This window comes from Moraxella oblonga NBRC 102422, from assembly GCF_001598275.1.
In the GTDB taxonomy this organism is placed as follows: Bacteria; Pseudomonadota; Gammaproteobacteria; order Pseudomonadales; family Moraxellaceae; genus Moraxella; species Moraxella oblonga.
On the sequence record NZ_BCYQ01000015.1, the window covers coordinates 15059 to 37172 of the forward strand.

Below are 22114 nucleotides of genomic sequence, written 5' to 3' on the forward strand. Positions count from 1 at the left end.
TGTATTTTTCCGATATATTTTATTTGAAATTGGTATAACTAATTGATTTTTTAGGGTAAAATTGCAATCACTAAGTATAAATGTCGCCACTTTTATCCAAAGTTATTTGTCATTTTGCCCCAATCTTGAAAACCAAATCACAGGTACAAGCCCCACCACCACAATCAAAAGTGCAGGCAAACTCGCCCTGTCATAAATGCCCTCCATCGTAAAGGCGTGAATCCGCACCGCCAACATATCCCAATCAGAAGGACGCATCATGAGCGTAATGGGCATTTCTTTCATCACATCTACAAATACCATCAATAGCGACACGCCCATTGCCCCTTTGAGCATTGGCAAATACACTCGCCAAATCACAGGCAAACCTGACACACCAAGTGAGTGAGATGCTTCAATCAAAGATGGCTTGACCCGCTCCATACCTGCTGATACTGACGATGAACCAAGTGCCAAAAAGCGAATCAAATAAGCAACAATCATCACGCCAAGTGTTCCTTTAAAAATGGCGGTGGTCTCTTCACCAAGATTGAGCCATTCAATCAGTACATTATCCACGTATGCCACAGGTACGAACACGCCTACCGCCAACACCGTTCCAGGGATTGCATAACCCATCAAGGCAAGTTTGGTGGTAAAAAAAGTAAAACGACCACCATCTTGTCTTTGGGCAAGGGCGATAAGTAGAGCAAACAGCGTAACCACCACAGACGCTACGATTGCCACCGATACTGAATGATAAGCCTGCATGGCGGTCTCTTGCCAGTCAATGCCTTGCCAAGTTTGTACTATCCATATGATAAGCTGAATCACAGGCACAAAAAACGCCAAACCTAGCACCAATAAGCACCAACCCATCGCCAGATATTTGCCAATACCTGTCAAGGTTTTGGGTGTGTAATGGTTGCCTCGTCCTGCCTCTTCAAATCGCCTGCCACGTCGTGTCCATTCTTCTAAGGCGACCATGACAAAGACGGCTAGAATGAGCAAACTTGCCAATTGTTTGGCGGTTTCAATAGAAAAAAAGCCAAACCACGATTCATAAATGGCGGTGGTAAAAGTATCATAACCAAAAATAGATACCGCCCCAAAATCTGCCAAAACTTCCATCAAAGCCAACATCAGTCCACCCGCTATCCAAGGGCGAGCCATCGGTAAGGCGATTTTGATAAAGGACTGTACAGGCGACAAGCCCAAACTTGCTCCCACTTCTAAGGCACGAGACCCCATACTGCCAAAGGCGTTTTTGGCAAGCAAATAAACATAAGGATAAAACGCAAGGCTCATCACGATGGTTAGTCCCACACCATTTCTAATGTCGGGCAATCCTTGCTCAAAGCCATACGTTTCTCTTAGATAAGTGCTAATTGGTGCAGAATATTCAAACAAACCCAATTGCACAAAAGCAAGCACATAGGCAGGGACAGCTAAGGGGAGCATCATCGCCCATGATAAGGTTTTGGATAAGGGGAAACGATACATCGCAAGTAGCCATGCCGTTGTCGTTCCCAAAAATAGTACGCCTACCGCCACGCCAATTGCTAGAATAATGGTGTTTTTGACCAGTAGAGGCAGTTGATAGTCTAATAGATAATCCCAAATTTCTTGGTCAAATTTGCCCAATGCCGACACAATCACCAGCACAGGCACGACCACCAAAAACGCACACAGCACCACCCAAAGGCGAGACAGTAGGACGGTTAGATTTCCCATGGTTATCCCAAAAATTATTTAAATTGCAAACTAATCATTGTAGACGACCTATTATACCACAAAAAAGATAATGATAATTTTTATTGTTTCTTTTATGAAAATTTAGTATCATATGGGGAAATTTGCAACCCAAAGGAAACCTTGTTATGTCAAAAAAACTCCTTGCCACTTCCATCATTCTTGCGACCGCCCTGCCTGCGTTCGGTGCAGAATTGACCGTTTATTCAGCCCGTTCTGACGAATTGTTAAAGCCTCTTATTGCCAGGTATCAAGAAAAAACAGGGCATAAAATCAACCTAGTTACCGACCGTAACGCAGGTTCGCTCATGGAAAAAATCAAAGCCGAAGGCAAAAACACCAAAGCCGACATTCTTATCACCGTAGACGGTGGCAACCTTTGGCAAGCCGCCCAAGCAGGTTTGTTGCAACCCATCAATTCAAGCGTGCTAAAAGCCAACATTCCATCACACCTAAGAGACCCTCAAAACCGCTGGTTTGGTTTGTCAGTGCGTGCCAGAACCATTTTTTATAACCCAACCAAAGTTAAGCCAAGCGAGCTTTCTACTTATGCTGACCTAGCCAATCCAAAATGGAAAGGTAAATTGTGCTTGCGTACCTCCAACAACGTTTATAACCAATCTTTGGTTGCAACCATGATTGCCAACGAAGGTCAAGCCAATGCCGAAAAAACAGTCAAAGGTTGGGTTGCCAACCTAGCCACCAAACCATTTGCCAATGATACCGCCCTACTTGAAGCGATTGGTGCAGGGCAATGTGATGTGGGCATTGCCAACACTTACTACTTTGGTCGTCTGGTTGCCAAAAACCCAAATCTTAACGTCAAAGTATTTTTTGCCAACCAAAATGGCAAAGGTACGCATGTCAATGTTTCGGGTGCAGGCGTGGTAAAACACAGTAAAAATGTCGCCGAAGCCCAAAAATTCATTGAGTGGTTGTCAAGCAACGAAGCCCAAGCCATCTTTGCAGGCAACAACTATGAATTTGTGGCAAGCGTTCATGCAAGCAATGCACCATTGGTCTCTAAGTGGGGGCATTTTAAACAAGACTTTATCAATGTCTCTGTGGCAGGTCAACATCAACAAAAAGCCATCATGCTCATGAAAAAAGCTGGTTATCAATAATTTTGGTTTGACAATAAAAAATCGGTTCACTTGAACCGATTTTTTATTGTGATGGTGATATGATTAAATAATGTCATAGTAATTACAACACACAATCACTTCATTCTTGTTTTACTTCCTAAAAATTTATTGGACGACCTTTTTTATCCTTAAATTGTCAAAATAAAACACTTCATCATTTAAATACGCCACCACTGTACTTTGTGTTTGAGAGCCATAGACATCAATTTTATCATAAATAAACGGCACGACTTCCACGCCTTGTTTGTTGATACAGCCTGATTTGCCATTCTTTTTGATACAAACAATGGGGCGGGTAAAATAATTATGCGTATCGTATTGTGGCGGGGCTATTTCATTAAAATCCTTATCAATAAATCCCCATTTGTCATCTTTACGCACCCAAGCAAAACCATCAAAGGCAAAGGGTTCTACATAGTCATATTTACCAAATACCAATAATTCATTTTGGTTTTTGTCTATAAATCCCCATTGCCCGTTTTTATTGGCACGGATAATGCCGTGTTGATTGGGTGGGTTTAACTTATCGTATTCAAAGGGAATAATAATGTCATTATTGACAGTGACCATTCCCCATTTGCTGTTTAATTCTACCGCCCAAAGTCCATTATCAATACCTGCCGAATTGTCATATTGGGCAGGAATGATGATGTGATTGCCTTTTTTGGCAAGTCCGTATTTGTGGGTTTTGGTATTTTGAATGGGGGCATAGCCATCAACATAACAACTGCCTTGATGGTTTTCTATTTTAACCAAACGACAAAACAACCCTGCATTGGCGGTAGGGGACAATAAAGCTGCACCCATCAATATTAAAAAAATAAGCCATAACTTTTTCATCATTGCACCTATTGTATTTTTAAAATCTCGCCCTGTTTGTCAATTAACAATGCCTTACCATCTTTATAAATATTGATAAAGTCTTTATCAATATCTCTATATCCATCATATTCTATGGGTAATAATAAGGTGTTATTGACATCAACCAAGCCTATTTTTGTATCTTGTTTTGTGGTTGAAAAACCAAATCCTTGTGCAATAAAAATAATGTTCATTACATTATCAATGTCTTCAAGGTTCATTTCTGCCATATCAACATCAATATCGGTGGGCTGTTGTTTTTCTACCACAAATAAAGTTTCGCTAATTGGATAAATATAATCGTATTGTGGGGCGATAATTTCTTTACCTGTTTTATCAATAATGCCCCATTTTGCCTTTAAAAAGGGGCGGTCTTTATCGTAGGTGGCAACCGATAAATAATCGGACGACTTTGACCATTTGCCAACATAATCATATTTAAAGGCAATGATAATGTTGCCTTTATTGTCAATCACACCAATTTTGCCATCTCGCTTGACTCGCCAAAATTCCTGCTGTTCTTGACAGGCTTTTAATTCAATCTCACTGTATTGTTTGGCGATACTTTCTTTTAATATCGGTGGATTGGGGCAGGTATTGGCAAAGGCAATATTGCCAAATACTACCGTACTGATAATGGTGGATAAAATCAATTTTTTCATAAATTTTCCTAGTAAGGCTAATTTTAATACCGATAGCATTAAAGCGTGGTTAATTCACTTCGTATTGCTTGGCTCTATTGCCATTTTTATCATAACATATTTTTTTATAACCTGTATCGCCAATACTGCCAAATGCTCCACAAATGGCAAAGCCTTTGGCATATTCATAGCCAATATTGCCTGTATAATTATCCAATGGCAAAATAACTTTACCGTCCAAATTCATTACGCCAGATTGTTTACCACGCTGAATGTTAAAATAAAATTCATCTTTAATACGCTGGCTAAATCTTATATCATCATAATAAGTGGTGATTTCGCCTGTCGGTTTCATTAGGGTATATTGTCCAATGCCTTTTTTGGCAATGGCATAATGTGTATTTGGACAATAAGTAAAACGATGTCCTGCCAATTTGGGGAATTTATCGCACTCGGCAACAGCCAGTTCTTGTTGTTCTTTGATATGTTTGGCGATTGCGATACACCCTGTTAAATTGGCAAATAGAGTGGCGGTTAAGGCGGATAAAATAAGTTTTTTCATCACAATTTCCTTAATTTTAAACAATGGTTAATTAAGATTAATCATTTTGATATTCACACGCATTTGATAAACATTAAAGCTAGGTTTATGCTCTGTAATATCCGTCACCATTTTATCAATATGGCGGTGATATTGATGATTTGTCGGGACATCATAGGATTGTTTATCAAAATACAAGGCATTGGGTAGATGATTTTGCTTTAACCATTTTTTATAATCGTGATGATTAAACTGATAAACAGCAATACTGTTATTGGGATTGTCTTTTTGGGCAAAGACAAATTCGCCTTGATTTAATTGCCATTCACACACCACGCCATTTTTTAGGTAGTCTTGATTTTGCCAATGGTCGTCATAAATACGGACGGTATAGTGATTATCACTGATTTTTTGAATGGTGTTAATGGTGATTTTGCTACTTGGATAAAAGGGTTTGGCGGATTCTATACCAATACTGTGTAAAGAATACCAGCAATTCGCCCAATAGTTACCATTGACCGAAATAAGCTCTAAATTTTGTGGCACATCAACCAATTCAAATTCAAACTCATAATAAGATTTAGGATTTAAATTAGCGGTTGGGGTAGTTTTTTGGATTAATTCATCATAGCTTTTGATATGCTTGGGCAAATGATGAATTTTGGGCGAAGTTTCGGCAAAGGCGATATTAGCAAACAAAGCCGTACTTATTAAAGCGGACAATGTCAATTTTTTCATCAAAGTTTCCTTTAAAAATATTAAAACAATTTAAAAACCATCACGGCTTTTTATTCATATCGGACTTATTAAAATTTGGGGTGGCGGTAATATAAATTTTACCCAAATGTGGACGAACTTCATCTATATACCATTTATCGGTTGATGATAATTCTGCCCAATATTTGTTATGAATGTTTGATATTCTGGGATTGGTAATTTTTAGGCGATTAAAATAAAAAGTACCTTGATAAGGTTCATTGTCCGCCAATAATTCTCTTGTTTCGTGATGTCGCCCAATATCGGTACTATCGGATAATTCAAGAGCGTAAGGATTGGGATTGGGCGTAAAGGCAAATCTAATACTGGGCGTTTGCCAACCACAATTTTGACCGTGATTAAAATAATCTTTGTCTATCAGCCAATCTTTATAAATGGTGGCTTGATATTTTTGTTTGCCGATTTGTTGAAATGCGACTGGCATTTTATGATATAAAGGCTCAGAAATTGTTACCGTTGCAGGAATGCGTCTTAAAAATAATCGGCATTTGCTGGTAAATTCTATGGATAATTCACTCAATGCCAATCCGTCAATGCTATTGGTGGCATCAATAATCACATCGTATTTTTGCGTAGGATTGGGATTGATTTCGGCTTTAATGGTGGGATATAACGCTTGATTGTGGCGTTCTAATTGCCGAGTTTTTGGCGATACGCAAGCGGTTAAAATAAATGCCATACTTGTGCCAACCATAGCGGATAATATTAATTTTTTCATCAAAGTTTCCTTTAAAAATATCAAAACAATTTAAAAAACATCACGGCTTTTTATTCATATCGGACTTATTAAAATTTGGGGTGGCGGTAATATAAATTTTCCCAAAATGATTGCGATGCTCTCCCCCAAACCATTTATCGGTTGGAAATAAATCTATCGTTTTGGCAATATCTGTATTTTTTTGATTGGCAATATGAAGACGACTAAAATAAAAAATACCGTGATAATTGCCTGTTTCGTGGTTTTGCCCAATATCTGCAAAATAAAATATGGCATTAGGATTGGTCGTTGATTTAAATGTAAACCAAACCTTAGGCGTTTGCCAACCGCAATTTTTACCCTGATTAAAATAATCTTTGTCTATCAGCCAATCTTGATAAACGGTGGCTTGATATTTTTGTTTGCCAATTTGTTTAAAAGGTAAAACACTTCGGTAAAATAAGGGCTCATCTATATGCGTTACCGCAGGAATGCGTTTTACAAATAATGTGCATTCGCTGCGAAAAACAAAGGATAGCTCGCTTAATTCCAAACCTTCAATACTGTCGCTGGCATCTATAATAATGTCGTATTTTTGGGTGGGATTGGGATTAACTTCGGCTTTGACGCTGTCATACAAGGCTTGATTGTGCTGTTCTAATTGGCGAGTTTTTGGCGAAACGCAGGCACTTAATACAAGCGTTGGTATGATACCAATAATGGCGATTTTAAAAGCAGATGACATAAACTTTTTCATAAAAGTTTCCTTAAACTTGGGGAAATTGGGCAAATATCAATCACTTTTTCGCCCAATTTTAATAAAAGTTTCAATTAAAGTTCTTTACTTTTAATGCCTTTACAGGTATTTAGGTCATTATAGCGTGCCATACAACGGTCATTGACAATTTGTTTGGCTTCCCTACAAGTTTCGGCAGGGTAACTATACAGCACTTGTGGTGTATCCAAATAAGCAATGCATCCACGACTACCTTTTACGGACGCTAGGGTTTCACAAGGGGCACGCTTGCTACTTTTGTTGCATTCTGCCAAGCCATCACCATCCGCTTGTTCAAAATCCAAATAACCGTCACTGCTGATATAAGATTTTCTTACAAAATAAGGCTTATAATTGCGGTCACGAAATAACCCTAGATATTTAACACGGTAGCCACTGCTATAACCATAACCGCCACGATTATTGCCACAATTTGGGTTATAACCATAATGGCAATAATTTGGGTCATTTTGTAATTGCCATTGTATTTGCTGTTGTTGCTGACAAGCAAAATCGGTTGAGTTACACGCCAATGCCGATTGACTAAATAATACATTTGCCCCTGCGAGAATTAGGGCGGTGGCGGAAAGTTTTAACAGTTTTTTCATAAAGTTTTCCTTTTAAAGCAAATAAAAGTGAATAAAAATACTACGGTGTTTGATTGGTGGTGGGTTTAGCAAACTGTTTTTTTGCCGTAATGGTAATTCTCCCCAAATGATTGCGATGCTCTGCCCCAAACCATTTATCGGTTGGAGATAAAGCTATCTTTTTAACCATATCCCTATTTTCTGGATTGGCATTGGCGATAAACAGACGACTAAAATAAAAAGTGCCTTGATAGGCGGTATTTTCTGCCAATAATTTTCCTGTTTCGTGGTCTCGCCCAATATCTGCAAAATCAATCATTGTCGCATTAGGATTGGTCGTTGATTCAAATGTAAACCAAACATTGGGCGTTTCCCAACCGCAATTTTTACCTTGATTAAAATAATCTTTGTCTATCAGCCAATCTTGATAAACGGTGGCTTGATATTTTTGTTTGCCGATTTGCTTAAAGGGTAAAACGGCTCTATAAAATAAGGGCTTATCTATATGCGTTACCGCAGGAATGCGTTTTAAAAATAATCTGCATTCGCTGTAAAAATGAACGGTCAATTTGCTCAATACCAAACCTTCAATACTATCACTGGCATCTATGATAATGTCGTATTTTTGGGTCGGATTGGGATTAACTTCGGCTTTGACGCTGTCATACAAAGCTTGATTGTGCTGTTCTAATTGGCGAGTTTTTGGCGATACGCAAGCGGTTAAAATAACTGCCATACTTGTGCCAATAACAGCGGATAATAAAAGTTTTTTCATCGCAATTCTCCTATTTTAATTTATCCAAAGAATGAATTACAGGTTTTCTCATATTACAATGATAAAATCCTTTATCATCAATACTTTCTTCACCAAATAAAATGGCAGTAACATAAGCATATTCTTTGCTGTCTGCAAATTTATGGTAGTACATTTCGTGGTGGGCTTTATCGCTTTTAAATTGAGCAGATTGAAAATAATGGTTTTGGTTTTTATTGTCTTGCAAATTATCTGCAATAAAATTTACATCAGATTTTAGCAAGTCAAATTGCTCACTTTCGCCATTATGATACATCACTTGATAAGTCAAAAAGTCATTGCTTTTTTCGCTGTCTGTTAAACGAAATTGACTGCCTAAAATGTCAGTACATTCAAAATAAGTTTCGGCAAAGGCGATATTAGAAAACAAAGCCGTACCAATAATGGCGGATAAAATTAATTTTTTCATAATAATTTCCCTATATCAATTAAAAAAAAGATTATTTTTTAATAACATTACCCTGCTTATCAATATAAATCTCAGCTTTATTGGACAGTACTTTTGCCCGACCATTTTCAAATGAATAAGCAAAATCAAACCGTTGCTTAATAGCAATTTTACCGCTTTTATCAATAAATTGGTATTTATTATTTTTAGCTACAACCGCCAACCCTTCACTAAAATCCCAAGCCATATCATAGTGAATAGGAGTAATTTCTTTGCCAGTTTTATCAATAAAACCATATTTGCCATTTTGTTTCACAACCGCCAAATTATCATTAAATTTACCAATTTCTTTATAATAAACTTTGGTTAGAAGTTTGCCTGTTTTATCAATCAATCCTTTATATTTCCCTTGTGTTACTACCGCTACACCATCATCAAACTCATCAATAAAATTATAAATAAATGGCACAATGGTTTTACCTTTTGTATCAATTACACCCCGAGCGTAGTTTTTATTGGCGACAATTGCCAAACCATCTTTAAAATTATCTGCTTGTTTGTATTTGACATCAATGACTAAGTTGCCTGTTTTGTTCACATAACCATAATTTCCATTTAATTTTACTTGTGCTAAACCATCACGAAAATCATAAACTTCATCATAAATGATTGGGACAACTATTTGATTTTTAATATCAATAATTCCCCATTTGTTATTTTTATTAACTGCAAACAACTTGTTACCAAAAATCCATACTGTATCATAATTGGCTGTGATAATAATGTTATTGTCTTTATCAATCACACCAGAGCGATGATTTCTTGTAAATTCTATCAAATTATTTTTAAAAAAATTAGAAAGATTGTCATATTGAAAAGGAATAATTATTTTTCCTGTTGTATCAATCACACCATATTTCTTATCTTTTTGTACAATTGCCAATCCATCATAAAAATAAATAGATGTATTATACTGTGGTTCTACAAAAATGCTATTATCTTTGGTAGCAAAGCCGTATTTATCATCTTTTTTAATCAATAATATGTCTTGATTTGGGCAATCGGTATATGTATAGCCGTTTTTGCTAAATTTGGGACATACAGTCACATCAGCAAACGCTATATTAGAACATAAAGCCGTACTTATTAAAGCAGATACAATTAACTTTTTCATATAAAAAACCTTACCATATTTTAAAATTAACGCTCTGTGTCAATGTCATCTTTAGATACCAATCCGTCTTTTGTAAAGACATCATTTTTGGAGCTTAATCCGTGTACTAAATTACCATTACGGTCATAACAATCTTTGCCTTCTGGGTGATAACTTTTGTAGTTGTTGTTATCGCCACAAAAATATTCTTTATAATCTATGACATTAATATATTTTAAAGGCACAATAATTTTACCTGACCTATCAACCACGCCTCTTGTATTAAAATTGTCGGTGTTTTTGTCTTGATAAGTCCAAAAATAATTGGGTTTAATTTCTGAAAAATACTCAAATTTGCCATAGGGAATTAAAATATTGCCGTCTTTGTCAATTAAGGCAAGGCTTTTGTCTTTTTTACTTTGAGCAATACCGTAATTGTATTGTAAATTGCAAGCAAAAATCTTACTGTCTTTGATTTTGCTAAAATAAATGCACTCATCTAACTTTTTGGGTCTTGTCAAATTATCAACTGCAAACGCTGTTACCATAGCAATGGGAAATATGGAATCCCTAACGGTATCTTTAACAGTCGTACAGCCTGTTAATAGCAAACTTGCCATTACGGTGGATAAAATTGACTTTTTCATAAAATCTCTCTTTTTAATATTAAAAATTGCTCAATAAATTCAGAGAATTTAAAATGGGCAATTCTTGGTTACATTGATGAATTTCCTTAATGTTGCCAAATTCATCAGTCATCGTAATTTCTAAATAGGTCTCTTCTTTGCCATTGGTAAATTTGGTATGACCCAAATAATAATGGACATTATCGCCAAAAAATTCAGCATATTGTTCTTGAGTATTGTCTAGGTACTCTGTTTTTGCAACAATGCTGTCTTTTTGCATATCAAAATAAGTTTCGCCATCGCTATTTTTAAAATGATAACGAACCAAGTCGCCATTGTCTTTTAGGCTAATGTGGTTATTGTCTGTATCAGTACATTCAAAATAAGTTTCGGCAAAGGCAAGATTAGAACATAAAACCGTACTTATTAAAGCGGATAATATCAATTTTTTCATCACAATTTCCTTTAAAATTTTGGGTGGTTGCTTTTTTAAAATGGATTAACCATTGATAATCCATTGATATTTTCAAAATCTTGGATATTCCTGTCTTTCTAAAATATTGAGTTCTGGAAATTGTGCTTGTGCAAAAATTTGGTGTAAGCGGTCTCCTAGTCCTTGCGTTGGTGGATTAGCCATACTTTGCAAGGCTTTTTCATAAGCACTAATGACAATAAAATCTTGCAAACTTTGTCCATTTTGTTTGGCAACTTGGGCGATGATTTGCTCGGTTTGCGGTGGTAAATCAATAAACATTTTTTGCTCCAAAAATATTAAAATTAAAATCTTATCTATTTGGATAAGTGGTTAATGACACCATTCCTGCTTGTTTAAAAGCGGTTTCATCAAAAGTTACTGTTAATTGGCAATTTGCCATTTGGTTTATTTTGCAAATTAACAAATCCGAAAAATCGGCTTTTGTATTTTTATAAATTGCCAACACTTCCCACAATAATGCTAAGTTTTCAAATATCAACACAGACGATGAAAATAAGGTTTCCAAAATAATGACCATTTCGGCACGGGTCTTTTTATAAACTCTCGTCAATACCCAAATCGTTTCTACAATCACAATATTATTAACAAAACCTTGATTTTCAAGCGTTAAATTTTCCAAAAAATCGCCTGCAATTTTGGCTTGTGTTTCATCATCTTGGGCAATGTATCGCACCAAAACATTGGTATCAATACCAATTTTATTCGCCATAAATAGCCCCCATTGCAACCGCATTATTCATCTCATCAATACTGGCTTTGATATCAGTATTGGCAATGCCTTTTAATCGGCGAATGTCGCCTTTGGGATAGGGATTGGCTTGATTTGCCCATTGGCTAATTAGGTCAGAAACGCTTAATCCTGCATTTTGGGCTTGGATAACAATGCTTTGTTCAATATGTGGTGGTAAATCAATAAACATTTTTTTACTCCCAAAATTAAGTTTTGTAATAAAAACAACCAATTAGATTGGTTCTATTATAACATATTTTAAATGATGTCTAAATTTAATCTATCTTAATTTTTAAGAAAAATCAAGGGATAATGTTAGAAAATAAAGCCGTGCTAATTAAAGCGGATAATATCAATTTTTTCATAAAACAATCCTTCATATTTAGGAAATTGGGCGAATATGGATAACTTTTTCGCCCAATTTTTAAAAACCCTAAGGGGTATATAACACACCGTTTTTGTCTTAGATTTTTACTTTTTAAAGTTAAAATTAAGACCTTTTAGTTCTATAAATTTTACAGGCATTGGGATTGCTATCTTTGATTTGACACCATTGTATTGCTTTTTGTTTGGCTTCTTTGCAAGTTGCACCACCATCAGCATACATCATCTCGCCTACTTGGGCGATAGCGATACAGCCATTTGTCATTGAAAAAGCCTTTCTGCAAGGGCTACGCTGACTGCTTTGGTTGCATCGGCTAATAAAAATATAATCTTGCATTTCCCAATCGTATGGGGTTGGATTATAATATGCTGTAATCATTGTGGTATTATAAAAAAATGGTTTATCATCTTTTGTCCAAGCAAGTCCAATGTATTTATGCTGTGTACCGCTATAACCACCAGAATTAACATTGCCATAACCGCCAATATTGCTACATTGCCCTGTACCTTGTGCAGGGTCGCACGCCAAAGCCGATTGGCTAAATAACATATTTGCCCCTGCGATGATTAGAGCGGTGGCGGAGATTTTTAACAGTTTTTTCATAAAAGTTTCCTTTTAAGGTTAAAGTCAATTTCATTCCCAAGCTTAATTAAACTTGGGAATGGCTTTTTTAACAATCAACTTGGCGTGCCATAGCTTTCAATTTTATCTGCTTTGATTTGTTTGGGATTACACAAAATGGTTTTTGAATTGGGTTTGTGTTGATTGATAATCACCCCTGCTTTTTTTCTGGGTGTGGGTAATTCTTCACGATTTTCGTCCAAATTCACCAAACTGGAAAATACGGTATAGACATTGCCCCTGTAAGGCAGTTCAAACCAGTTGCTGGTTTCTACATTCCAAAAACCGCCATCATATTGCACCTTATGTTTGGCAATGGAAAACGCAAGCTCGGTCTTTTTGCCTTTGCCAAACTCATAAGTAAAGGTGTCGCCATTATCCACCAATTTAATTTGTTTGCCATTGGTGGTATTGCACAAAAACACCGTTTCGGCAAAGGCAGGGCTCGCAATTAACGCAAGGATTAGCGGTAAAACAAATTTTTTCATAAGGTGTTCCTTTTTGGGTTAAGTGAATTTTATTTCCCAATTTAATTTAATTTAAAAAATTGGGAAATGGGTTTTTAAAAATTAGTTTGATGAAGTATATTTTTCAATTTTATTTACCTTAATTTGCTTGGGATTGCAAAAAATGGTTTTCGGGCTAGCATTGTCCTGATAAACGGTTACGCCTGCACTTACTTTTTTTGTATTTTTATTCAATGAAGAAAATACGCTATAACTTACTGATTGATTGGGAATTTCAATAAAATCATTAAAAACACCGTCTTTCCCATTCCAATTAGCAATAATGTCTTCTTTTGCGACTTTTAAGACAAGTTCTGGCTTTTGGGCTTTACCAAATTGATAGGTAAAGGTGTCGCCATTATCCGTCAATTTAATTTGTTTGCCATTTGTGGTATTGCACAAAAACACCGTTTCGGCAAAGGCAGGGCTTGCAATTAACGCAAGGATTAGGGGGAGAATAAATTTTTTCATAAAAGTTTCCTTTTAAGGTTAAAGTGAATGTCATTCCCCAATTTAAATCAATTAGGGAATGAAAGATATTTATTTGTCATAAGCACAAATTTTGACTTCGGCAAAAGGATAGGCTTTATCGTCCAAATCAAATGCAATGCGATATTTGCCTGTTTGCTTAATGTCATAAATAACGCCCCATTCATCGCCATCATCGTGTTTTAGGGTTTTGCCTTTTGGGTCTTTGACGATTTCTGTAATGGGTTTACTGCTTTCAATACCAATACGAATCCATTGATTTTTCTTTAAATGTAAAGTAAATTCACGATTTGCCAAACTACCGTCAAAATAACCGCATTCACTGCCTTTGGCAAATTGAATTGGCGTAACATAAGTTTTGGCAGGTTTTGCCAATGCAGGGCTTGCAATTAGAGCAAGGATTAGGGGGAGAATAAATTTTTTCATAAGGATTTTCCTTTTTAAGGTTAAAGTAAATGTCATTCCTCAATTTAAATCAATTAGGGAATGAATGCCAGTTATTTATCGTAAGCACAAAATTTAATTTCAGCAAAGGTATATTCATCATACAAATCAAAAGTAAAACGATGTTTGCCCGTGTGTGCAATCTGATATTCCTCCAAATATTCATCAACAAATACGGTGCTAGAAAAAGGCAGTTGATCTTTGCCTTTTGGGTCTTTTAATTTTGGGTTTACATAGTCGTCTTCGTCAAATGATTTGGAAACAGTAACAATTAAATATTGCCCTTTCTTTAAATTTAAGGTCAATTCACGATTTTTAACATTGCCTTCAAAATAACCACAATCACTGCCTTTGGCAAATTGAATTGGCGTAACGACAGGTTTTGCTAAGGCAGGGCTTGCGATTAAAACAAGAGTTAGGGGGAGAATAAATTTTTTCATAAAAGTTTTCCTTTTAAAGTTAATTGAATTGGGAAAAAAGAATACCATTCCCCAATTCATTTTATTAAACCATTATTGATAGCGTTTGTCTATGGTTTCAAATGCCTGATTTAAGTCTTGATACAGTTTCTCGCTTTGACATATTTCCTGTTTTAATTCAGGGTCTGTTTCGGTTTTGCAAGATGAGTTTATAAATTCTGTTCGCTCAGTATCTTTAAACCCATCTTTAAAATCATCATAAAATGCCAATGCCCGACAACCTTGCTCATTGCCATTATTGCACGCCCGTTTTGCCCAACCATAAGCGTTGATGATATTTTGTTTTGTTTTTTCAAGTTGGCTAATTTCATTATTGGCTTTTTTGCCATTTTCATCAATATCCGCTCCAAACAAAAACAGCATACTAGAAAATTGTGCCAAATAAACTTGGGCATCGCTATATCCCATTTCGGCAGATTGTTTGATATGATGTAATGAGCCGTTTTCGTCTGGATAAAGATTTTTATAAATATCAGCAGGTAAATCTGTGGCAATTTGCGATAACAAAAAATAGGCAGGGGCAAAGCCATTTTTTCCAAGCTCTAATAATATGTCCACGCCTTTTTGAATATCGGTTTTGCTGTTGATATAATACATTGCCACATACATTTTGGCGTGCGGTTGATTTAAATCACTGGCTTTTTTAAACCATTCTAAGGCTTCATTTTCGCTTAAATAATTAGCATAATTATTCATCGCAAAGGCATTGCCATTTTCGGCAGATTTTTTATACCATTCTTGGGCTTTAGTTTCGTCTTTTTGGGTATGAATGCCCAATTGATACATTTTGGCAAGATGAAATTGAGCCATATTATCGCCTTTATTGGCTTTTTTCTGAACGGTTTTAAACTTCATTGCTTTTAGGGCAGTAGGATTGGCAGATAAGAGTTGCCCTTGTGCATCAAAATCGCCATACGAGCTCTTGATAATATCAGGGGCAACTTTTGCCATTACAGGGGCAGAAAATAGGGCGGTGGCAAAGAGTGCCGATAGGATAAGTTTTTTCATACAAAACACCTCTTTTATTTAAAAAACAAAATCACTAAAAATAACATTGGTTTATTTTATACACATTTTATCAATATTATCAATTAGAATTTTTAATGATTACAAAATCACTACGCCAGTAATATTTAAGTAAACTTCTACATGGTTCAATTTCATCTATCCTTTGTTAAAAATCATCGCTTTTTATTGTTTTTAGCCATAAAAAAGACCACTTAAAAGTGGTCTTTGTTTTTTTACCATTTTAGCAGATTTAAATTATATTTGCGTTCAAATGGGTCAAGTGTCAATCCTTGTAGAGATTTGTGAGTGGACGCACTTTGTTGATAATAAGCCACAGGAATGAGTGGGCGTTCATCAACTAGGATTTTGGCAATTTGTTGTTTGAGTTTGGTTTTTTGGGCATCATCGGTAGTAGTGGCGATGTCGGTTAGGGCTTGGGTGAGTTCATCATTTTTATAATTCATCACGCCCCAATCACTGCCTTTGGGATTTAAATCTTCGGACAAAGCGAGCAATGGGTCAGGACTCATGCCGTAGTTGCGAGCATAGAGTGCCATTTGTAGTGAGCCGTCTTGGTGGGCTTTGGGGATTTCTGAGGCGTTGGTGATGTTGATTTGTAAATCCACGCCGATTTTACGCCATTGGTCTTGGAGGGCGGTGGCGATGAGTGGTAGCTCTGGACGATCAGAGAAGGTTAAGAGTGAAATGGTAAATGGTTTGCCATCTTTATGAAGTTTGCCATCTTGTTCGGTAAAACCATTGGCAAGCAAGGTGGCTTTGATGGCGTTGTAGTCAGGCGTGCCTATTTTGTGATTGCCCACTTGCCAACCACCAAACATCGGCGGTAGTAGCTCATACGCCCCTGCATCGCCAATGCGTAGCACGGATTGGGCGATGGCATCACGGTCAATGGCGTCAGAGAGTGCTTGGCGGACGATTTTATCGCTAAATAGGGGGTTGGCGATGTTCATTTTTAGGGTGATGGTGCGAGCGAGTGTGGCAGTAGCGACTTGTAAATCAGGGTTATTTTGCAAACGTTTTAAACTTGCTGAATCTAGCGTGTACACCAGATGGTCATCATTGCCTTCGGCAAGTAGGGTGCGAGTTTCGCTACGAGAGTTGGCAAGATAGTTGATGTGGTTGATGTGGGCTTTTGTTCCCCAGTAGTTAGCATAGGCGGATTGTTCAAGTTTTTGGGGTGGTTCTACTTTGTCGGCTTTGTATGCTCCTGTGCCGATGATGGTGATGGCTTGTCCTTTATCATCAAAAGAGTTGGGTGCTAAGATGATGGCGGTGGCGTGTGCCAAAAATGCAGGTAGTGTGCTAATGGGTTCGGATAGGGCAAATTCTACTGTTTTGTCGTCAAGGGCTTTGATGGTACTGATTTTGGCATTTTCTAGGGCGGTGGGTTTTTTGAGTGCCATATTTAGACTGTTGACCACTTCTTTGGCGGTCATTATCGTGCCATCATGGAATTTGACATCGCTACGCAGGGTAAACACCCACGTTTTACCATCATCGGTGGTTTCCCATTTTTGGGCTAGGGCAGGAATGATTGCTCCATTTTCATCTACGTCTGTGAGTGTCTCACCAATGCCTAGACGCTGATAGATAAAACCTGATGTACTGGGGTCGGCATTGGTGATTTCCCAAGGAGTAACGACTGTCAGGGTTTTGTCGGCTGGGGTGGCGTTGGTTTTGGTTTGGCTGTCTGTCGGTGCCTTGTCGCCACCACAGGCAGACAGGGCAAGGGCGGTCAGAGCAAAAATAAGGGGGGTGGGGCGAAGTTTCATGATATTTTCCAGCAATAAAAAATATTTATGTTATTGCATAACAATCATAAAAGCAAGTAGGTTTAAAGGATTGATGTGAAAAATTGATGAAACTGACTGTTATTTGTGCCAAAAAATGCTAAACTAAGACAAATTTTTAAATGATAAACATTCATGAAAACAGCCATCATTCTTGTCAATCTAGGTACGCCTGATGAACCCACACCACAGGGAGTACGCCGTTATTTGCGTGAGTTTTTGTCCGATACTCGGGTGATTGAGATTCCGCCTTTTATCTGGCAAATCATTCTTAATTTATTTGTGCTAACCACTCGCCCCAAGCGTGTTGCCCATGCTTATCAGAGTGTTTGGACAGATGAAGGTTCGCCACTACTTGCGATTTTAAAAAAGCAAGCAAGTTTATTGCAAACTGCCCTTGCCAGTGATGGCAAAAATATCCCTGTATTTCCTGCTACTACCTATGGCAATCCCAACATCAAGCACGTGATGAGAGATTTGCAAAATCAAGGCTATGATGATTTGGTAGTATTTTCTTTGTACCCACAGTATTCTGCCACGACCACAGGGGCGGTATTTGATAAGGTGGCAGATTATTGTAAACGTGAGCGTAATATGCCTGCCATACAGTTTACTCGTGAGTACCATGACCACCCTTTATATATACAAGCATTGGTTGAGAGTATTCAAAAGTATTGGGTAGAGCATGGGCGAGCCGACCGCCTTTTGATGAGTTTTCATGGCATTCCCAAACCTTATGCCGACAAAGGCGACCCCTATGCCGAGCAATGTCGCAAAACCGCCGTACTGGTAGCAAGCGAGCTTGGGCTTGGGACGAATGAGTGGGCGGTTAGTTTCCAATCTCGTTTTGGGGCTCAAGAGTGGCTTAAACCCTACACCGATGAGCTTTTGAGTGAATGGGGCAAACAGGGTGTATCGGTACAAGTGCTAAGCCCTGCATTTAGTGCTGACTGCCTAGAAACTTTGGAGGAGCTTGCGGTGGAAAACCGTGATAACTTTATGAATGCGGGGGGTAAATCGTATGAATATATTCCTGCCTTGAATACCGATGAGTTACATATTGAAATGATGAAACAAATCATGGAAAGGTATGTGTGAGTGGGGTAGTTTGTGATTGTTTGATAAAAATGTATGACGAAGTGAATAAAGCGTGATAAAATAGGTAAATTTTTTAAAATTTAAATGTAGGATGTTTGGGTTATGAATACATTTTTGACGATACTTTGTTGTTTGGTGGTACTATTTGGGTTATTTTTGATTGTTCAATACTTACGTTCAAAAACCTACGCTGGTGACGCTGAAACTTTGGAATACAAAGACGGTTTGCCAATCTTGCCACGAGATAAGCGTGATGAAGCTTTGCCAGTACCTACCCCAGAACCAACAACAACACCTGACATCGTGCCAGATGAACCCATGCAGTCGGTAGATATTGACTTGGACGAAGTGCCACAGCCCAAATCCGCCAGAGAACTTGCTGAGGAAACCAAAGCAGACGCATTGTCTAGCCTTGCGATGGTTGCTAGCCAAAATCCTACCGAGTCACCAAAATACACCATACACCCAGAACCAGACAATCAGTCAGATGTACCACACCAAGAGAGTGCAAAACATCAAGAGGTGATACGCCAAGCACCCCACCAAGATTTTACACATCAAGAGATGGCAGACGGTGTGGCAACACAAATGGCAACCCACACTTCTGTTGAGCATTCTGATGTGTCTTATGAAAATGAACAAGAAACAGACAGCGTTGTAGAAAAATTTTCTGAACCATCTAATGAGTTCAATCAAAATTCGCCAATGCTTGACCGTCATTTGATTGAACAACAAGCCTTTGACCAAAATAACGACCCACTACTCAACGCCCAAGATACCGTTACTATTGTCATTACCCCACGCAACCAATATGTTGGTTTGTCAGGCAAAGAAGTCCTTAATATCGTTCGCAACTATGGACTCAAATACGGCGTGATGAATATGTACCATCGCTATGAGCGTGAAGATGGCATGGGAGATTTGTGGTTTAGTATGATGGGTGTGGATTATAATGGTGTACAAGTGTTTGACTTAAATACCTTGCCAGATGCTCATTTTACAGGACTTTCGCTGTTTTTATCCCTGCCACATCCGCACGCCTTGCGTGGCTTTGAGAGTATGGTATCAACCGCTCGCATGATTGCCAAAGATTTGAATGCTGACATTCACGATGAAGAGGGGTATCTCTTGGACGATGGTTATATTGAAAAGATTCGCCTACAAGTCGCTGATTATGTTGCCTAAGAGGTAGTATGTTCTAAGAACCGTCTGTTTAGACGGTTTTTTAAATGTTAAATTTTACCAAATTTAAAAACCAATTTTCACGGACAACGCCATGACAAATATTGACATCATCACCCAAATGCGTGCTTTGATACAAGCACTCAAAAAACACAACCACGCCTATTATGTGCTTGATAACCCTGTCATTACCGATGGTGAGTATGACAGCTTGCGTGCCAAACTTGTTGAGTTAGAAAGTAATTTTCCTCACTTAAAACAACCTGATAGCCCCATTGATGATGTGGGTGGTGAGCCGTTGCCGTTTTTTACCCAAATTACCCACGATATTCCCATGCTTTCTTTGGGGAATGTGTTTGATAAAGATGATATTGCCAACTTTGTTCGCCGTGTCAATGACCGTCTAGATGATAAAAGTAAAAATCCCAAATTTGAAATGGAGCTAAAACTGGACGGTTTGGCGGTGTCTTTAAAGTATGTCAACGGCATATTTACCCAAGCTGTTACTCGTGGCGATGGGCGTGTGGGTGAGGATATAACGCACAATGTACGTACAATTCGTAATTTGCCACTGGTGTTGCCCGATTGTGTGGATATTGAGCTTTTGGAAGTGCGTGGCGAAGTACTGATGCCAAAGGCAGGCTTTGCCAAGCTGAATCAAGACAGCCATGCCAAAGGTGAAAAAACCTTTGCCAATCCTCGCAACGCCGCCGCAGGGTCGCTTCGCCAACTCAACCCAAACATCGCCAAAGCTCGTCCCCTTGCGTTTTATGGTTATTCGGTCATTCAGGGTTTGCCCAACAACATCGATACACAAAGCGGGGCGATGGAATTTTTAAAACATCAAGGGTTTGATGTCTCCCCCTTTAAAGTGGTGGCAAATTTGGGGCAGATTGATGAGTTTTATCAAGCGACCATGAGTGGGCGTGATGAGTTGCCTTTTGAGATTGATGGCATGGTGGTAAAAGTAAATTCGCTCGCCCTACAAGAGGATTTGGGTTTTTTAAGTCGTGAGCCACGTTGGGCAACCGCCTATAAATTTCCTGCCACTACTGCCACCACTCGCCTGCTAGATGTAGAATGGCAAGTGGGACGTACAGGACAGCTTACCCCTGTGGGCAAACTTGACCCCATCAATGTTGGTGGAGTAACGGTCTCCAATGTAACGCTCCACAACTTTGGCGAGATACAGCGTTTGGGTGTGATGATTGGTGATGTCGTGAGCGTACATCGGGCGGGCGATGTCATTCCTAAGGTATCAGGTGTCATGATGGATTTGCGTGATGACAATGTGCGTGAGGTGAGTTTACCCACCACGTGCCCTGTGTGTGCTTCGCCTGTGGTGCTGCCTGAGGGCGAAGCGTTGGCTCGTTGTACAGGGGGATTTATCTGCACCGCCCAAGTTCAAGAAGCCCTAAAACACTTCGTCTCACGCCGTGCGATGGATATTGATGGATTGGGCAGTCAGTGGCTTGTCAAATTTTTTGAAATGGGTTTTATCAAAACCGTTGCCGACATCTACCGCCTATCTGATAAAGTAGATGTTTTACAAAATCTAGAAGGCTTGGGCGAAAAATCGGTCGCCAACATACTCTTTGCCATAGAAAAATCCAAAGCTACCACACTCCCACGCTTTATCTTTGCCTTGGGCATTCGTGGGGTGGGTGAGAGTACGGCGTTAAACTTGGCACAGCATTTTGGCAAGCTTGATGATTTACAAAAAGCAAGCGTGGAGGAGCTTTTGAAGGTTGTGGATATTGGGCAGATTACCGCCCAAAATATTCATGAGTTTTTTAACAACACACACAACATGGTAATCGTGAATGACTTGATAGCACTAGGCGTGCATTGGCAAGCAGTCGTCAAAGATGTGGGTAATGCACCTCTTGATAACCAAACATGGGTGGTAACAGGTACATTGTCTGGCATGGGGCGAGATGAAGCAAAAGCTCATTTGCAGGCATTGGGAGCAAAAGTTTCAGGTTCGGTTTCTGCCAAGACCACGGCATTGCTGGCAGGCGAAAAAGCAGGCTCCAAGCTAGACAAAGCAACCGAGCTTGGTGTGCGTGTGGTTGGCGAAGATGAGTTTATGGCAATGCTTGCCAAGTATGGTAGATGATAGAGTGTGA

General features: G+C 38.4%; 27 protein-coding genes. 4 read left to right on the forward strand and 23 right to left on the reverse strand.

Annotated elements, in window-relative coordinates; translation table 11 throughout:
• Positions 1-102: 102 nt before the first annotated feature.
• Positions 103-1713, reverse strand: coding sequence for an ABC transporter permease (locus tag MOB01S_RS05665; protein WP_066802538.1), 1611 nt, complete (start codon positions 1711-1713; stop codon positions 103-105).
• Between the two features lie 146 nt (positions 1714-1859).
• Here MOB01S_RS05665 and MOB01S_RS05670 point away from each other — a divergent pair, with 146 nt between their 5' ends.
• Positions 1860-2855 carry an extracellular solute-binding protein gene (locus tag MOB01S_RS05670; RefSeq protein ID WP_066802540.1) on the forward strand — a complete coding sequence of 332 codons (996 nt, stop codon included), beginning with the start codon at positions 1860-1862 and terminating at the stop codon, positions 2853-2855.
• Positions 2856-2981: 126 nt separating this feature from the next.
• On the opposite strand, the gene MOB01S_RS05675 is transcribed toward MOB01S_RS05670, so the two are convergent.
• From MOB01S_RS05675 to MOB01S_RS05780, 22 genes are all read right to left on the reverse strand, one after another.
• On the reverse strand, positions 2982-3716 hold the full coding sequence (locus tag MOB01S_RS05675; RefSeq protein ID WP_066802543.1) for a WG repeat-containing protein: 735 nt from the start codon (positions 3714-3716) through the stop codon (positions 2982-2984).
• Positions 3717-3724: 8 nt separating this feature from the next.
• Complete coding sequence (locus MOB01S_RS05680) at positions 3725-4399, reverse strand: WG repeat-containing protein (protein ID WP_066802545.1); 675 nt, start codon at positions 4397-4399, stop codon at positions 3725-3727.
• Between the two features lie 49 nt (positions 4400-4448).
• Positions 4449-4940, reverse strand: a complete 492-nt coding sequence (locus MOB01S_RS05685; protein ID WP_066802547.1) for a hypothetical protein — start codon at positions 4938-4940, stop codon at positions 4449-4451.
• Positions 4941-4967: 27 nt separating this feature from the next.
• A complete protein-coding gene (locus MOB01S_RS05690; protein ID WP_066802549.1) occupies positions 4968-5657 on the reverse strand; it encodes a hypothetical protein in 690 nt (229 codons plus the stop codon).
• Between the two features lie 40 nt (positions 5658-5697).
• On the reverse strand, positions 5698-6414 hold the full coding sequence (locus MOB01S_RS05695; protein WP_066802551.1) for a hypothetical protein: 717 nt from the start codon (positions 6412-6414) through the stop codon (positions 5698-5700).
• Between the two features lie 40 nt (positions 6415-6454).
• Positions 6455-7150: a hypothetical protein gene (locus MOB01S_RS05700; RefSeq protein WP_066802552.1), complete on the reverse strand. Its 696-nt coding sequence runs from the start codon at positions 7148-7150 to the stop codon at positions 6455-6457.
• A 74-nt stretch (positions 7151-7224) separates the two neighbouring features.
• Positions 7225-7776 carry a hypothetical protein gene (locus tag MOB01S_RS05705; protein ID WP_066802553.1) on the reverse strand — a complete coding sequence of 184 codons (552 nt, stop codon included), beginning with the start codon at positions 7774-7776 and terminating at the stop codon, positions 7225-7227.
• 40 nt (positions 7777-7816) lie between these two features.
• Positions 7817-8530 carry a hypothetical protein gene (locus MOB01S_RS05710; protein WP_066802554.1) on the reverse strand — a complete coding sequence of 238 codons (714 nt, stop codon included), beginning with the start codon at positions 8528-8530 and terminating at the stop codon, positions 7817-7819.
• Positions 8531-8540: 10 nt separating this feature from the next.
• Positions 8541-8978, reverse strand: coding sequence for a hypothetical protein (locus MOB01S_RS05715; protein WP_066802555.1), 438 nt, complete (start codon positions 8976-8978; stop codon positions 8541-8543).
• Positions 8979-9009: 31 nt separating this feature from the next.
• The gene (locus MOB01S_RS05720) at positions 9010-10131 is read right to left on the reverse strand and encodes a WG repeat-containing protein (protein WP_066802556.1); all 1122 of its coding nucleotides are present in this window, start codon (positions 10129-10131) and stop codon (positions 9010-9012) included.
• Positions 10132-10157: 26 nt separating this feature from the next.
• Positions 10158-10757 carry a hypothetical protein gene (locus tag MOB01S_RS05725; RefSeq protein ID WP_066802558.1) on the reverse strand — a complete coding sequence of 200 codons (600 nt, stop codon included), beginning with the start codon at positions 10755-10757 and terminating at the stop codon, positions 10158-10160.
• Positions 10758-10776: 19 nt separating this feature from the next.
• Positions 10777-11190 (reverse strand): hypothetical protein, encoded by a 414-nt coding sequence (locus MOB01S_RS05730; protein WP_066802560.1) that lies wholly within the window; start codon positions 11188-11190, stop codon positions 10777-10779.
• 72 nt (positions 11191-11262) lie between these two features.
• Positions 11263-11490: a type II toxin -antitoxin system TacA 1-like antitoxin gene (locus MOB01S_RS05735; protein ID WP_066802561.1), complete on the reverse strand. Its 228-nt coding sequence runs from the start codon at positions 11488-11490 to the stop codon at positions 11263-11265.
• 31 nt (positions 11491-11521) lie between these two features.
• Complete coding sequence (locus tag MOB01S_RS05740; protein ID WP_066802563.1) at positions 11522-11941, reverse strand: type II toxin-antitoxin system VapC family toxin; 420 nt, start codon at positions 11939-11941, stop codon at positions 11522-11524.
• Positions 11931-12152, reverse strand: a complete 222-nt coding sequence (locus MOB01S_RS05745; protein ID WP_066802565.1) for a hypothetical protein — start codon at positions 12150-12152, stop codon at positions 11931-11933. Before MOB01S_RS05745 ends, MOB01S_RS05740 begins: the two co-directional genes overlap by 11 nt.
• A gap of 300 nt (positions 12153-12452) precedes the next feature.
• Entirely contained in the window at positions 12453-12950 is a 498-nt protein-coding gene (locus tag MOB01S_RS05750) for a DUF4189 domain-containing protein (RefSeq protein ID WP_066802567.1), read from the reverse strand.
• Positions 12951-13024: 74 nt separating this feature from the next.
• On the reverse strand, positions 13025-13456 hold the full coding sequence (locus tag MOB01S_RS05755; protein ID WP_066802569.1) for a hypothetical protein: 432 nt from the start codon (positions 13454-13456) through the stop codon (positions 13025-13027).
• 81 nt (positions 13457-13537) lie between these two features.
• Complete coding sequence (locus MOB01S_RS05760) at positions 13538-13945, reverse strand: hypothetical protein (protein WP_066802571.1); 408 nt, start codon at positions 13943-13945, stop codon at positions 13538-13540.
• A 69-nt stretch (positions 13946-14014) separates the two neighbouring features.
• Positions 14015-14389 (reverse strand): hypothetical protein, encoded by a 375-nt coding sequence (locus tag MOB01S_RS05765; RefSeq protein ID WP_066802572.1) that lies wholly within the window; start codon positions 14387-14389, stop codon positions 14015-14017.
• 71 nt (positions 14390-14460) lie between these two features.
• A complete protein-coding gene (locus MOB01S_RS05770; RefSeq protein ID WP_066802573.1) occupies positions 14461-14847 on the reverse strand; it encodes a hypothetical protein in 387 nt (128 codons plus the stop codon).
• 72 nt (positions 14848-14919) lie between these two features.
• Positions 14920-15894, reverse strand: a complete 975-nt coding sequence (locus MOB01S_RS05775) for a tetratricopeptide repeat protein (protein WP_066802574.1) — start codon at positions 15892-15894, stop codon at positions 14920-14922.
• A gap of 233 nt (positions 15895-16127) precedes the next feature.
• Complete coding sequence (locus MOB01S_RS05780; RefSeq protein WP_084349631.1) at positions 16128-17687, reverse strand: ABC transporter substrate-binding protein; 1560 nt, start codon at positions 17685-17687, stop codon at positions 16128-16130.
• Between the two features lie 153 nt (positions 17688-17840).
• Between MOB01S_RS05780 and hemH the strand changes: the two genes are divergently transcribed.
• From hemH to ligA, 3 genes are all read left to right on the forward strand, one after another.
• A complete protein-coding gene (hemH, locus tag MOB01S_RS05785) occupies positions 17841-18803 on the forward strand; it encodes a ferrochelatase (RefSeq protein WP_066802575.1) in 963 nt (320 codons plus the stop codon).
• 102 nt (positions 18804-18905) lie between these two features.
• The gene (locus MOB01S_RS05790; protein WP_066802576.1) at positions 18906-19988 is read left to right on the forward strand and encodes a cell division protein ZipA C-terminal FtsZ-binding domain-containing protein; all 1083 of its coding nucleotides are present in this window, start codon (positions 18906-18908) and stop codon (positions 19986-19988) included.
• Positions 19989-20079: 91 nt separating this feature from the next.
• Positions 20080-22104, forward strand: coding sequence for an NAD-dependent DNA ligase LigA (ligA, locus tag MOB01S_RS05795; protein ID WP_066802579.1), 2025 nt, complete (start codon positions 20080-20082; stop codon positions 22102-22104).
• Positions 22105-22114 lie beyond the last annotated feature (10 nt).

Excerpts from the sequence above, each read along its gene's own strand:
- MOB01S_RS05665 (WP_066802538.1), bottom strand. The coding sequence starts at position 1,713 with ATGGGAAATCTAACCGTCCTACTGTCTCGCCTTTGGGTGGTGCTGTGT.
- MOB01S_RS05670 (WP_066802540.1), top strand. The coding sequence starts at position 1,860 with ATGTCAAAAAAACTCCTTGCCACTTCCATCATTCTTGCGACCGCCCTG.
- MOB01S_RS05675 (WP_066802543.1), bottom strand. The coding sequence starts at position 3,716 with ATGAAAAAGTTATGGCTTATTTTTTTAATATTGATGGGTGCAGCTTTA.
- MOB01S_RS05680 (WP_066802545.1), bottom strand. The coding sequence starts at position 4,399 with ATGAAAAAATTGATTTTATCCACCATTATCAGTACGGTAGTATTTGGC.
- MOB01S_RS05685 (WP_066802547.1), bottom strand. The coding sequence starts at position 4,940 with ATGAAAAAACTTATTTTATCCGCCTTAACCGCCACTCTATTTGCCAAT.
- MOB01S_RS05690 (WP_066802549.1), bottom strand. The coding sequence starts at position 5,657 with ATGAAAAAATTGACATTGTCCGCTTTAATAAGTACGGCTTTGTTTGCT.
- MOB01S_RS05695 (WP_066802551.1), bottom strand. The coding sequence starts at position 6,414 with ATGAAAAAATTAATATTATCCGCTATGGTTGGCACAAGTATGGCATTT.
- MOB01S_RS05700 (WP_066802552.1), bottom strand. The coding sequence starts at position 7,150 with ATGAAAAAGTTTATGTCATCTGCTTTTAAAATCGCCATTATTGGTATC.
- MOB01S_RS05705 (WP_066802553.1), bottom strand. The coding sequence starts at position 7,776 with ATGAAAAAACTGTTAAAACTTTCCGCCACCGCCCTAATTCTCGCAGGG.
- MOB01S_RS05710 (WP_066802554.1), bottom strand. The coding sequence starts at position 8,530 with ATGAAAAAACTTTTATTATCCGCTGTTATTGGCACAAGTATGGCAGTT.
- MOB01S_RS05715 (WP_066802555.1), bottom strand. The coding sequence starts at position 8,978 with ATGAAAAAATTAATTTTATCCGCCATTATTGGTACGGCTTTGTTTTCT.
- MOB01S_RS05720 (WP_066802556.1), bottom strand. The coding sequence starts at position 10,131 with ATGAAAAAGTTAATTGTATCTGCTTTAATAAGTACGGCTTTATGTTCT.
- MOB01S_RS05725 (WP_066802558.1), bottom strand. The coding sequence starts at position 10,757 with ATGAAAAAGTCAATTTTATCCACCGTAATGGCAAGTTTGCTATTAACA.
- MOB01S_RS05730 (WP_066802560.1), bottom strand. The coding sequence starts at position 11,190 with ATGAAAAAATTGATATTATCCGCTTTAATAAGTACGGTTTTATGTTCT.
- MOB01S_RS05735 (WP_066802561.1), bottom strand. The coding sequence starts at position 11,490 with ATGTTTATTGATTTACCACCGCAAACCGAGCAAATCATCGCCCAAGTT.
- MOB01S_RS05740 (WP_066802563.1), bottom strand. The coding sequence starts at position 11,941 with ATGGCGAATAAAATTGGTATTGATACCAATGTTTTGGTGCGATACATT.
- MOB01S_RS05745 (WP_066802565.1), bottom strand. The coding sequence starts at position 12,152 with ATGTTTATTGATTTACCACCACATATTGAACAAAGCATTGTTATCCAA.
- MOB01S_RS05750 (WP_066802567.1), bottom strand. The coding sequence starts at position 12,950 with ATGAAAAAACTGTTAAAAATCTCCGCCACCGCTCTAATCATCGCAGGG.
- MOB01S_RS05755 (WP_066802569.1), bottom strand. The coding sequence starts at position 13,456 with ATGAAAAAATTTGTTTTACCGCTAATCCTTGCGTTAATTGCGAGCCCT.
- MOB01S_RS05760 (WP_066802571.1), bottom strand. The coding sequence starts at position 13,945 with ATGAAAAAATTTATTCTCCCCCTAATCCTTGCGTTAATTGCAAGCCCT.
- MOB01S_RS05765 (WP_066802572.1), bottom strand. The coding sequence starts at position 14,389 with ATGAAAAAATTTATTCTCCCCCTAATCCTTGCTCTAATTGCAAGCCCT.
- MOB01S_RS05770 (WP_066802573.1), bottom strand. The coding sequence starts at position 14,847 with ATGAAAAAATTTATTCTCCCCCTAACTCTTGTTTTAATCGCAAGCCCT.
- MOB01S_RS05775 (WP_066802574.1), bottom strand. The coding sequence starts at position 15,894 with ATGAAAAAACTTATCCTATCGGCACTCTTTGCCACCGCCCTATTTTCT.
- MOB01S_RS05780 (WP_084349631.1), bottom strand. The coding sequence starts at position 17,687 with ATGAAACTTCGCCCCACCCCCCTTATTTTTGCTCTGACCGCCCTTGCC.
- hemH (WP_066802575.1), top strand. The coding sequence starts at position 17,841 with ATGAAAACAGCCATCATTCTTGTCAATCTAGGTACGCCTGATGAACCC.
- MOB01S_RS05790 (WP_066802576.1), top strand. The coding sequence starts at position 18,906 with ATGAATACATTTTTGACGATACTTTGTTGTTTGGTGGTACTATTTGGG.
- ligA (WP_066802579.1), top strand. The coding sequence starts at position 20,080 with ATGACAAATATTGACATCATCACCCAAATGCGTGCTTTGATACAAGCA.